The sequence below is a fragment of the Turicibacter sp. H121 genome, from assembly GCF_001543345.1.
GTDB lineage: Bacteria > Bacillota_I > Bacilli_A > MOL361 > Turicibacteraceae > Turicibacter > Turicibacter bilis.
The window spans coordinates 2,609,729-2,622,031 of sequence record NZ_CP013476.1 but is presented as its reverse complement, the minus strand read 5'-3'; the positions used below and the strand labels follow the sequence as shown (position 1 = coordinate 2,622,031).

Genomic DNA, 12,303 nt, shown 5'->3' with positions numbered 1-12,303 from the left:
GTTTGTAACCTTGGGGGAGGTTATGCAACGTCTAACTCCACCGGCTCATGATAAATTAGAACAATGCCGAAGTTTAAATGTCACGTATGGGGGAGCGAAGCAAATATCGCGATCGCTTTAGCGAATTTCGGCCATGATGTTCGATTTGCGACAGTATTACCTGATAATCCATTAGGAATTGCTGCTTATCGTTCACTCAGACAATATGGAATGGATTTAACACCAACTAAACTTAAAGGTGACATATTAGGAAGCTATTACGTTGAGGTAGGTTATTCGTTACGCGCTTCGAATGTTATTTATAACCGAAAATATTCAGCCATTGCCCAGATGGAAGCAAATACGCTTGATATGGATGAAGTTTTATCAGATCGTACTCATTTACATGTCAGTGGAATTACCCTAGCTTTAGGAAAAGAGATTAGAGAATTTACACTTGAGTTAGTTAAAGTGGCATTTGAACGTGGATTAACGATTAGTTTTGATTTTAATTATCGTGCAAAATTATGGACTGTTGAAGAAGCGTCTACGGTGATTCGTGAAATCTTACCATATGTTCATATTGTTTTTGGAAGCTTATATGATATTGAAACCATTGGTGGATACCGCTTAGAGCAAGCCTTTGAATCAGTAGATGCTAAGCGTAAAGCTGTATTTCATTACTTCATGGCTAACAGTCACTGTCAAGCTGTTTTTGGAACAGTTCGTGAACAACAATCCACTCATCAAAACTGTTTAAGTGCGTACTGCTATACCAAAACGGGTGATGTGTATACCACCAATCAAACGTATCAATTTGAAATTATTGACCGTGTCGGAGCGGGAGATGCGTTTGTGGCAGGCGTGTTAAATGAATTAGATTTAAACCGTCAAACATATCAGGAAGCATTAAATTACGGATTAGCATGTGGGGTTCTAAAACATACGATGAATGGAGATGTTTTATTAACTCACGATCAAGAAGTCAAAGATTTAATGAGCCAAACGGGTTCAGTTGGAATGAAACGATAAAATGAAAAGGGGAATAGTATGATTTTAGAACAATTTAAGTTAGATGGAAAAGTAGCAATCGTTACAGGAGCAGCTGTTGGACTAGGACAAGGAATGGCAGTCGGATTAGCTGAAGCAGGTGCTGATATTGTCGCTGTAGGAATTAGTTCAATGGATGAAGTTAAGGCAGCCGTTGAAGCAGTTGGACGCCGTTGTTTAACGATTGAAGCAAATTTAATGTCAACTGATCCAATTCAATCCATTATTGATCAAGCAATTGCTGAGTTTGGACATATCGACATTTTAGTCAATAATGCAGGAATTATTCGTCGTGAGGATTCAGTTAAGTTTTCAGAAAAAGATTGGGATGACGTCATTAATTTAAACTTAAAATCTGTTTTCTTCTTCTGTCAAGCGGCAGCCAATCAATTTATGAAACAAGGAACAGGTGGAAAAATTATTAATATTGCATCGATGTTATCATTCCAAGGTGGAATTCGTGTGCCATCTTATACAGCGAGTAAGTCAGGGGTAAAAGGGATTACAATGTTAATGGCCAATGAATGGGCAAAACATGGGATTAATATTAATGCGATTGCTCCAGGATATATGGCGACAGCTAATACAGCACAACTTCGTGCTGATGAATCTCGTAGTTCAGAAATTTTAGGACGTATTCCAGCTGATCGTTGGGGAACACCAGAAGATTTAAAAGGACCTGTTGTCTTTTTAGCAAGCTCAGCAAGTGATTATGTCAATGGATATACGATAGCTGTCGATGGTGGTTGGTTAGCACGTTAAATAACAGTAAAAACAAAAAGAGCATCAACTCATGGTGCTCTTTTTTTGTATCGACGAAACAAGGTAAAATGTCATTTAATTAATTTTTAATGTGGCATAAGCTCATATCGTTTTGATGTGAATCAAACTATAATAGGTGCTATTTATTTATTTCAGTATTTACATCATTTGCTATGGGGGGGACGGTTGTGGTCGCACAATATGTTGGGCGTAACGATTACGCAAAAGCAAATGAGGTTACGATGCAAGGTAGTATATCAACAACCTTTATTTCCATTTTTATTATGATATTGTTACTCGTATTTAATCGACCCTTAATTCAACTTGTTTATCACGGAGTAGAACCTCAAGTGATGGAGTATGGAATTACTTATTTTAGTATTGTATTATTTAGCTTTCCATTTATGGCCTTAACTTTAATGGCTAATGGAATTTTAAGAGGTGCTGGGGATACAAAGATAGCAGCGATTAGTAATGTCGTCGCTAATATCTTTAATATTCTTTTAACTTATCTTTTCTTATATGTGTTTAAATGGGAGATTGTCGGTGCAGCCTTAGGAATTTCTTTAGCTCGTGTGATTGGAACCCTTTATGTGATGTGGATTTTAATAAAGGGGAAGAAGGCCATTCAGTTTGGAAAAATCCAATTGTATCGTCCACAATTTAATTATTTACGTCAGATCTTTTATGTAGGGGTACCTGCGGGAATCGAATCTATTATTTTCCACTTAGGTAAATTACTGACACAAGTGTTTATTGGGGGGATAGGGGCCATTGCCATGTCTTCGAACTCAATCGCTAATTCTATTATTAATTTGATTAACATTCCAGGAAATTCATTAACGACTGTGGCAACCACAATTGTAGGGCAAGAAATTGGTCGTAAAGAAACGGCTTTAGCAAGAGATACTCTTCGTTTTATTACCCGCTTCGGGGTTGTTTGTTTAGTTATTTTGGGCGCTTTTTCTATTCCGACTGTCTGGTATTTTGTTGCGCTTTATACGGATAATTCAGAGGTGTTAAGTTGTGCCACTCGCTTGATTCAACTTAACGCACTAGCTACACCAATCTGGGCTTTTTCTTTTGTTTTACCTGGTGGCTTAAAAGGAGCAGGCGATGGAAAGTATACGATGATGACGGCCATCATTGGAATGTGGATGTTTCGAGTAGGATTGGGTTACTTATTTGGAGTGGTACTAGGTTGGGGAGTGGCAGGAATTTTTATTGCGATGTTCGTTGATTGGGCCGTTCGAAGCATCCTTTATGTGATTCGTTTACGTGGCGATCAATGGCTCAATCATCGTTTTATGGATGAAGAGGAAACAAAATTAAACATAACAGTTACATAAAAAGTCAAACAATGGCGATTGTTTGACTTTTTATGTAAAGTTTAGAGGGATTTAATCATATGATTTATTAGTTATCGGTATTTTTAACGATAAGATTCATAGTTAAGAAAGGAAGGTTGCTATGAATAAAGAATTAACATCCATGATGGAGTTAACTAGTTTTTTAGATTTACATGACGGGGATCATCTACTGGAGTTAACAACAGGACATGACTTAATAGCACCGATTTTAAAAAGTTTAAATCCTAATTTAAATTATACGATTGATCTGTGTCAATTAGAAAATGTGATGATTAACTGTGAAGCGATAGGATATTATCATCGTATTTTTTTTATGAATGGATTAGATAGTTTAGCATTTGAATATGATACGATTTTTATTTCAATGATATTTAACACGTTCAGTAAAGAGGAAGGATTAGCCTTATTAAATAAATTAGTCAAACAAATGAAAAAAAATCTTTATTTTATCATTGAGGAGGAATTTCCCCAAAATATTTGGACTCTCCAAGATTTTAAAGATTTTGACCTTTCTTTTTTTAATCTAGGTCAATCCCAACAGAAACTCATTAAAATTTATCCCTCATCTGCCGTTTCAGAAGTCCGACCTTTAGAGTGGTCAACGTGTCATCAGTCACTTTCTATTTTATATGTTCTTCCGCATCGAAATTTAACGGGTGGACTGAAGATGTTATATGAACAAATGAAGGCTTTACAAAAAAGAGGCCATCAGATTAGTGTGATGATTCGTGGAAATTATGAGAAAGTAGTTCCAGATTGGGTAGAAGACTTTGTCCCCGATCAAGAGTTCATTCTTAAGCCACATGAATCGTATGAAATGTATTTAAAAGATATCGATGTTATTTTTGCTGGTTTTTATAATCAGGTTGAAGAATTGAAAAATGATAGAGTTCCTGTGGTGTACTGGGAACAAGGGCATGAATATTTATACGGAGATGTGAAAGATAAAACGCATGAAGCAATGATTCGAGAGTCACTGAAGCATCAATTTAATCAAGATATTTGTTATGCTACAGATTCTAATTATGTTCATGATATTGTTAAAGCCCGATTTCATAAGGAATCATATGTGTTACCCATCTTTATTGATACGCACGTTTATTATCCAAAAGAAAAAGAACCAGATGATTTATTAACTATCTTATTAGTTGGAAATCCACTGTTAGCGTTTAAAGGATTTACCAAAGCGTTACAGGTTCTAGTCAATGCCTGGTCACAAGGATTACGTTTTAAGGTGAATTGGGCATGTCAAGTTCAGCCGCAAACGAGTCCGTTACCTTTTGAAATTAATTATTTTGTGAATGTCTCTCAGACTGAACTTGCACGAATTTATCGTGAATCAGATATTTTACTCAGTTGTTCTTTGTATGAATGTTGTCCAATGCCACCTCTTGAAGCGATGGCCTCTGGTGTGGCAGTGATTACTACTGATTGTGGTGGGATTCATCAATATGCTATTCATCAAGAAAATGCCTTAATTGCAACGTCAAATACTATTTTTGAATTAACTGCGCATTTAAAAGAATTACTAACTAATCATGAGCTACGTCATCAATTAATTAACAATGGGATTCAAACCGCAAAAAAATTAAATAATGACCATGGAGCTGAGTTACTCGAAAACATTTTAAGCAGCAGTATTCATCAATTTAAAGAGAAAAAGAACGAGTCTAGAAAGGTTAGAGTTTTATTTATGATTGGAACCCTACTTGGAGGAGGGGCGGAAAAGGTTCTTTTAAATTTAGTTAAGGAGATGGATAAAGATATTTTTGATATTACGGTACAAACCATCTACCATCAAGGGATTTATATTGATGAAATTAAACAGTATGCGACGTATAAAACGATTTATAAGCAAGTGGCAAGTAGTATTGAAGAAGCTGAGCAATTAAAGGCATATTATCATTATTTAAGCACACTTAATCATGAAGAATTCAGTCAAGCGGTGATTAATGAGGTATATGATATTGAAGTTGCCTTTTTAGAAGATCACTCAACGCGGATTATTGCTTATTCACCCAATAAGCAGGCTAAAAAAGTGGCCTGGGTTCATACGGATTTAATTAAACATACAGGTGCCGATTTATGTTTTAAAGATTTTGAAGAGCATAAGGGATGCTATGAAAAATTTGATCAAATTGTTTGTGTTTCTGAAGGGGCTAAGGAGGCATTTGTAGAAAAGTTCGGCATCAAAGATAATGTTTTTGTTCGATATAATCCAATTAATGAAATCGAAATTCAAGAGAAGGCCAACCAGGCTTATCTAGGAGATTTAGGAGAGGAATTTAAAATCGTTTCCGTTGGACGATTAGCACAAGAAAAAGGTTATGATCGTTTATTAATGATTCAAAAGAAACTAAAAGAATTAGGCTTTAAATGTCGATTAATCATCGTTGGTGAAGGTCAGAAAAGAAACGAATTAGAAGCATTGATTAATGAACATGAGTTAAATGACTGTGTAACGTTAGTGGGTTATACCGATAATCCGTATCAAATCGTGAAACAGTGTCAATTATTTGTTTGCTCATCGTATGTTGAAGGATTAAGTTCGGCGGTGATTGAAGCTCTTATTTTAGGATTACCGGTTGTTGCTACGGATTGCGGGGGCAATAAAGAGCTTTTAGAAAATGGAAAAAGTGGTATTTTAGTTCATAATGATATGCAATCTTTATTTAATGGAATTTATTATGTGTTATCAAATACAGTGATGTATTTTGAATTAACGATGCGAGCTAAACAACGGGGAAAAAATTTTTGTTACAAAAAACAAGTCGAAGCAATTCAGAGTCTTTTACTGAGTTAACGATGAAAGGAGAGAGTGTCTTGGGATATTGTCAAGTAACGGTTTTTACATCGACTTATAATCGTCGGTATACGTTAGAAAGATTGTATGAATCCTTAAGAGGACAAACAGTCAAACCCATGGAATGGATTATTGTTGATGATGGATCGAGTGACGATACTTATCAGTTGATTTTTCCTTGGATTGAAACAGAAATCGATTTTGAGATTATTTATTTACGAGTTAAAAATGGTGGAAAGCATCGGGCGATTAACAAAGCCTGTGATTTAGCGCGTGGCGATCTTTTTTGCATTGTGGATTCTGATGATTATTTAACTAATGATGCGATTGAAAAAATAATAACTTGGGAACAATCGATTCAAGGAAAGCCTGGATATGCGGGTGTTGCTGGGAATAAAGGATTTAGTGATCATCAATTAATTGGGAGAACGTTTGAGAGCGAATACGTGGATGCCACGTCACTTGAACGTGAAAAATATCAAATAGAGGGAGATAAAGCAGAGGTGTTTTATACATCTGTTTTAAAAAAATATAAGTTTCCTGAAATTCAAGGAGAAAATTTTATCACTGAATCAGTGGTTTGGTTTCATATTGCGAGTGACGGCTTAAAAATCAGATGGTTTAATGATATTATTTATATTGCTAATTATTTGGAAGATGGATTAACGAAGAATGGTGATCAATTAATTCAAAAGAATCCAAAAGGAACCCTCTTAACTCAATACTTACAGGCATCCTATTACCAACAGTTTATTTTAAAAGAAAAAGAAGAAGTGCGGCATTATATTCACGAGGTCTTAGTGAGTGGAGACTTAGAAGCAGGGATTACATATCTAAATGGACTCATTCCCCGAGTCAAAAATGACATTGACATTCAGTTAATGTTAGCTCAACTTTATCTTTATCTAGGGAAAATCTCAGTAGCTAAAAACATCCTGAATGATATGACGATGGTTTATTCAAAAGATGCAAGGCCTTATTTAAAGTTAGGAAAAATTGAAGAGCGCCAGCAGCAGTTATCATTAACAGTATCACATTATCAAAAGGCGTTATTATATTTGGATGAATCAGCTAATCAATCATTAATTGAAAAGTTAAAAAAGACCTATCATTTCACATCAAACCAAATTGATAGAGTCTTGTTAATCAGGGTGAAAGAACATTATAAAAAAGGTGAACTAGAAGAAGCTAAACAATTAATCATTAAAAATCCAGCCATCGATGAAAGTTATCGATTAGAACTTGGTTTTTACTTTAATAACGAACGCTTTGTTTATTATATTATTGGATTAATTTTAGGCGTAGATGATATTTCGAGTTCACCTGAAGATTTGGATTATGTTAAGGCCCATCAATTATTTGATCAGTGTCAGTATGACCAAAGCTTAGTTTATTTATTTAAAGTCTTATCTAAACAGTTAACGCCACTCAGCCTTTACCGTTTAAGTTACATTTTAAAACAAAAAGGTCAGTTAGGATTAGCAACTAAATATGAGAATTTATATCGGTTAGTAAGTAATCAGATTAAATCTAGTGGACGAATTTATTTTATTGAAGAATCAACAACGCCACTTCATAAATTTAGAACTGATATCAATACAATCTTTCATCAGATGGGCTTTCATTCCTTGAATCGGGAGTTAGAACTTGGAAACTTTAATTTTTCTATTTTTGATACCGTTTTGTTTCAGTATCCATTTAGCTCGAATGTTGAAAAAATTTTCAATAGTTGTTGTACGTTAAATTTAAAGACGATTTTAGTCGTGCATCAAGTGGAGGATTTAAATGAAATGATTCAGTTAAATCAAGCCTCAAGGCTGATTGTGATGAGTCACGATCTGAAAACTAAATTAATTGAACAGGGGTGTTACTGTCAACTACTTGTACGAGAGCATCTTGATTATTTAATAAATCAAGAACTAGTAGTTCCCACATTTTCAAAAAACGTTATTCTCGTCGAAGATGATGAAATACTTGATGATTGGAACGATAATCATTCATTCACCTTAAATGTATATGGGAAAAAAACAGTACAGGAAAGAACACACTTAATTTATAAAGGTGAGTTTGATCTTGAACAGACTCCACTTAAGTTAGAAGGAAGTTTTGGATTAGTATTCCCTCATACAACAATAGATTCATGGCAGGTATCTTTATATCTTTTAACTAAACGACCTCTCATTTGTTTTGAAGGAACAGAGCTAGCAACTTTTGTATTAGAGCATGAACTTGGCTTTGTCATTTCAACATTAGATGAAATAGAAGCTAAACTAAATGAAATCTCAAATGAAGATTATGCATACATGGTTGATCATATGACGCCATACTCGATAAATATTGCTTCAGGCGTTTATTTTAAACAAGCCTTAGCTACTGCTTTAAAATAAGTAAATATGATAAAAAAGCAGTTCTGACAGAGTTGAAGCTTAAATTCTTATGAGATCTTTTATTTGTTTAAATGAGATAAAATATAAAATTTGATAGATATCGATTAATCCAGGTGGAAGAGGTTGTGATGAAAATTTTGATTTTAGCGGAAGGATTCAGATACTGCATGCCAAGTATCTTAACATTTAATCGATAGTAGTCGAAGATCTCTCGTGGAAACTTTCCTTTTTCACTCCTCGTCATAAAATTTTCCTTAAATTCTTTCGTATAAGTAATCCTTTTTTAGACACTGACTGAACCTATTCGTTTTGTTTGAGTTGTTGAATCTCTTACGGTGTAAATAACTTCTTGCTCATCTGACATCTTCTTAAAAGCTAATGGTTTAGATTATACTCAAAAGACCTAGAGATATTTTAATCGCTTGTTTGGCATTGTTTATATAACGTTTATGATGGTCCCTTCATACTATATAATACCGGCGTTTAATTTATAGATAGAAAACGAGGATGATATCCTGTATGAATTAAAATAACATATTCAATAGATGGATGATTCCAAACAACAGTAATAGGACCAACGGTGGTCTGAAAGAGAGGAGAATCGAAGTTGAGTCTTTATTATATTGAAGAGATGTTTTATCAAACGCATACCGCTGGAAGTAAACCTAGAAATGACTTTAATACATTTTTGAAAAAATTGGGTTGTCATTCCATTCAAGAGTTGTTGCAAAGTCCAGGTGCAACCTTAAGGATGGATGATTTAGTTTTTATTCAATATACTTTTACGCATCTATGGAAAGAACAAATGTTTCACTTTTGTTCAAGCCATAATATTAAAACAGTGTTATTTATTAATGATATTTCATGTTTGCATGATGGAGATGACTCTAAATTAGAGCCCGAAATACGACTTTTTAACGAAGCAGATTTTTTGATTGTTCATAATGAGAAGATGAAAGGCTGGCTTAGGGAGCATGGAGTCAAGAGTGAAATGATTGTTTTAGGATTATTTGATTATATCGTTGACCCTTTCATTTATGAGACTATTCCCGATCGTCAATTCAGTCATGATGTAGTGTTTGCAGGGAATTTAAATCCAATCTTACGACGATTCTTGTATGATCCTTCTTATCTTCATGAGTATCAATTAAATTTATATGGTCCAGAAGTTTACGGAACCCTTCAATCTCATCATACCACTTATTTCGGAAGTTTTTGTCCAGAGGAAATTCCAGCAAAATTACAAGGAAGCTTTGGGTTACTCTGGAATGGGGAAAGTCAAGAGACTTGTACTGGGCATGTGTCTTATTATTCAACCATTGCAACACCACATAAACTATCCTTATATCTCCTTGCTAAGTTACCATTAATTTGTTGGGAACAGGCTTCGGAAGCTTCATTTATTATTGAAAATAATCTTGGATTTACAATTTCTTCTTTATCTGAGATTGAGCATAAATTAGAGTTAATTACTGAAGAAGATTACCGCCAAATGGTTAAAAGGGTGGAAGACTATTCTAAACGCCTCTATTCTTGTTATTACTTTAAGCAAGCGATTAACCAAATTTTAAAAAAGCTTCAGATGAGTGAAAGTTCAAGAGATGAATGATAATCTTATACTTTTTCAGACTTTCGGGTGGGCATAAAACTAAAGTAGGAGATTAATAAGCTTTTTAAATCCTAACTTAAACCAAATTTAACTCGTAAAACAAAATGATCTCCGATTAGAATCTGGTGTCCTTTTTTTAAGAAAATAAAATGGATGATAAATTTGAGAATTTAACTTTTAGGTAATATAGCTAGATGGTCTAGAAGGGATGAATGAAGTTTTTTTCTAATTTGTAAACGATTGTTGTTTAAACTAACAAAGTTTGAGAATAAGGAGAGCGACAGAAATGTTTAAAGACAAGGTGTTATTGATAACCGGTGGGACCGGATCATTTGGAAACACAGTTGTAAAGAGCTTTATTGATAAAGGTTTAAAAGAAATCCGGATTTTATCCCGAGATGAGAAAAAGCAAGATGATATGAGAAAAAAATATAATAATCCTAAACTTAAGTTTTATGTTGGGGATGTTCGGGATGAAAAGCGTGTCAAAGAAGTTATGACAGGTGTTGACTATGTTTTTCATGCGGCGGCATTAAAGCAAGTGCCTTCGTGTGAGTTTTATCCATTAGAGGCAGTTAAAACAAATATTATCGGAACTGATAATGTGTTAAATGCAGCGATTGAATGTAACGTTAAAAAGGTTATTTGTTTATCAACCGATAAAGCAGTCTATCCTATTAATGCTATGGGGATGTCTAAGGCGATGATGGAAAAAATTTTCGTCTCACGCGCTCGTTTATTAAATGAGAATCAAACCGTTTTATGTGGTACCAGATATGGAAACGTCATGGCATCTCGGGGATCGGTTATTCCTTTATTTGTCGAACAAATAAAGGCTAGCCAACCCATTACAATTACAGATCCCAAAATGACCCGCTTTCTTATGAGTCTGGAGGAAGCCGTTAAGTTAGTGCTCTTTGCTTTTGAATACGGAAATAATGGCGATCTTTTTGTTCAAAAAGCACCTGCTTGTACAGTTGAAGTTTTAGCTCAAGCTTTACAAGAACTATTTGGCGTAGAGAATGAAGTGAAAGTTATTGGGACGAGACATGGTGAAAAGTTATATGAGACACTCGTTTCAAGTGAAGAGAAGTTAGTATCGGAAGATTTGGGTGATTATTATCGAATTCCATGCGATCATCGTGATTTAAATTATGGTAGTGGAGTGAGTTCGGATAAAATCCTACATCAACAAGAGGCATATACTTCACATAACACGACGCGATTGAGCGTAGAAGAAGTGAAAGAAAAATTATTAACCTTACCATATATTCAAGAAGAACTTAAAAATATGGGGAGGGTGAATCCATGAAGTTTCTGATTTTAGGGGCAAATGGAATGGCAGGGCATATGATTTCAACCTATTTATTTGAAAAAGGGTATACTATTACAACTTTAACAAAATCGCCTTATGAAGTTGGAACTAATATCGTATTAGATGCACGAGATTTTGACACTTTAAAAACGGTTATTCATCAAGAGTTTGATGTTATTATTAATGCTATTGGTGTACTAAATCATGCGGTAGATGAAAATTTATCGGATGCTATCTTACTAAATAGTTATCTTCCGCATTTTCTTCAAGAGCAAACACGGAATTCTAAAACCAAAATCATTCATTTAAGTACGGATTGTGTATTTTCAGGAGTAACAGGCGGTTATACAGAGACTTCACCTAAAGATGGGTTAAGTTACTATTCAATGACTAAAAATCTAGGGGAAATTGAGGGACCAAAAGATTTAACTATTCGAACTTCAATCGTTGGTCCGGATTTAAATCCTAGCGGTATCGGCTTGTTTAATTGGTTTATGAAACAGACTGATCCGATTAAAGGATATGATCATGCGATATGGACAGGTGTCACCACTTTAGCATTAGCTCAAGCGATAGAAATCTTTAGTAAAGGAAATTTAAGTGGGATTTATCATTTAGTGAATGCTCAAACCATTTCAAAGTATGAACTCTTACAACTTTTTAATCGATTATTTAAAGATGATAAACTCATTATTTCACATGATGATACGTATTACAGCGATAAATCGTTAATTTGCACACGAGCAGACGAGTGCTTTAAAGTCCCTAGTTATGAGCAAATGTTATTTGAAATGAAACAATGGATCGATACCCATTTAGAATTATATCCTCATTATTAATCTCCCATTGATAATAGGTAATTGTAAGCATACCTATCCAAAAAGGAGATCTCGCCTGCATACTTAAAGGATAGATGAGGTCTTTTTTATTAGATTCTTTTACAATTTTTGCCCATGATAAAAAATCCTCTAAGAGGTTTGGTTTCACTAAAAACTCAGGTGTTTTAACTCATTTATTTACCTTACGCA

The 12,303-nt window shown here is 34.4% G+C and carries 8 protein-coding genes; all 8 read left to right on the top strand.

Annotated elements, in window-relative coordinates; genetic code table 11:
- Positions 1–63: 63 nt before the first annotated feature.
- The 8 genes from AT726_RS00005 to AT726_RS12440 all read left to right on the top strand — a co-directional run bounded on the left by AT726_RS00005 (position 64) and on the right by AT726_RS12440 (position 12,114).
- Entirely contained in the window at positions 64–1,011 is a 948-nt protein-coding gene (locus tag AT726_RS00005) for a sugar kinase (RefSeq protein WP_237297134.1), read from the top strand.
- A gap of 18 nt (positions 1,012–1,029) precedes the next feature.
- Positions 1,030–1,791, top strand: a complete 762-nt coding sequence (kduD, locus tag AT726_RS12470; protein ID WP_068759743.1) for a 2-dehydro-3-deoxy-D-gluconate 5-dehydrogenase KduD — start codon at positions 1,030–1,032, stop codon at positions 1,789–1,791.
- Positions 1,792–1,979: 188 nt separating this feature from the next.
- Positions 1,980–3,140, top strand: a complete 1,161-nt coding sequence (locus AT726_RS12465) for an MATE family efflux transporter (protein WP_237297132.1) — start codon at positions 1,980–1,982, stop codon at positions 3,138–3,140.
- A gap of 121 nt (positions 3,141–3,261) precedes the next feature.
- On the top strand, positions 3,262–5,964 hold the full coding sequence (locus AT726_RS12460; RefSeq protein ID WP_068759742.1) for a glycosyltransferase: 2,703 nt from the start codon (positions 3,262–3,264) through the stop codon (positions 5,962–5,964).
- A complete protein-coding gene (locus AT726_RS12455) occupies positions 5,916–8,351 on the top strand; it encodes a glycosyltransferase (RefSeq protein ID WP_068759741.1) in 2,436 nt (811 codons plus the stop codon). The genes AT726_RS12460 and AT726_RS12455 overlap by 49 nt, the downstream gene beginning before the upstream one ends.
- A gap of 607 nt (positions 8,352–8,958) precedes the next feature.
- Positions 8,959–9,960 carry a hypothetical protein gene (locus tag AT726_RS12450; RefSeq protein ID WP_055244024.1) on the top strand — a complete coding sequence of 334 codons (1,002 nt, stop codon included), beginning with the start codon at positions 8,959–8,961 and terminating at the stop codon, positions 9,958–9,960.
- Between the two features lie 286 nt (positions 9,961–10,246).
- Entirely contained in the window at positions 10,247–11,272 is a 1,026-nt protein-coding gene (locus AT726_RS12445; RefSeq protein ID WP_068759740.1) for an SDR family NAD(P)-dependent oxidoreductase, read from the top strand.
- Positions 11,269–12,114: an SDR family oxidoreductase gene (locus AT726_RS12440; protein ID WP_068759739.1), complete on the top strand. Its 846-nt coding sequence runs from the start codon at positions 11,269–11,271 to the stop codon at positions 12,112–12,114. The genes AT726_RS12445 and AT726_RS12440 overlap by 4 nt, the downstream gene beginning before the upstream one ends.
- Positions 12,115–12,303: the final 189 nt, after the last annotated feature.

Excerpts from the sequence above, each read along its gene's own strand:
- AT726_RS00005 (WP_237297134.1), top strand. The coding sequence starts at position 64 with ATGCCGAAGTTTAAATGTCACGTATGGGGGAGCGAAGCAAATATCGCG.
- AT726_RS12440 (WP_068759739.1), top strand. The coding sequence starts at position 11,269 with ATGAAGTTTCTGATTTTAGGGGCAAATGGAATGGCAGGGCATATGATT.
- AT726_RS12445 (WP_068759740.1), top strand. The coding sequence starts at position 10,247 with ATGTTTAAAGACAAGGTGTTATTGATAACCGGTGGGACCGGATCATTT.
- AT726_RS12460 (WP_068759742.1), top strand. The coding sequence starts at position 3,262 with ATGAATAAAGAATTAACATCCATGATGGAGTTAACTAGTTTTTTAGAT.
- kduD (WP_068759743.1), top strand. The coding sequence starts at position 1,030 with ATGATTTTAGAACAATTTAAGTTAGATGGAAAAGTAGCAATCGTTACA.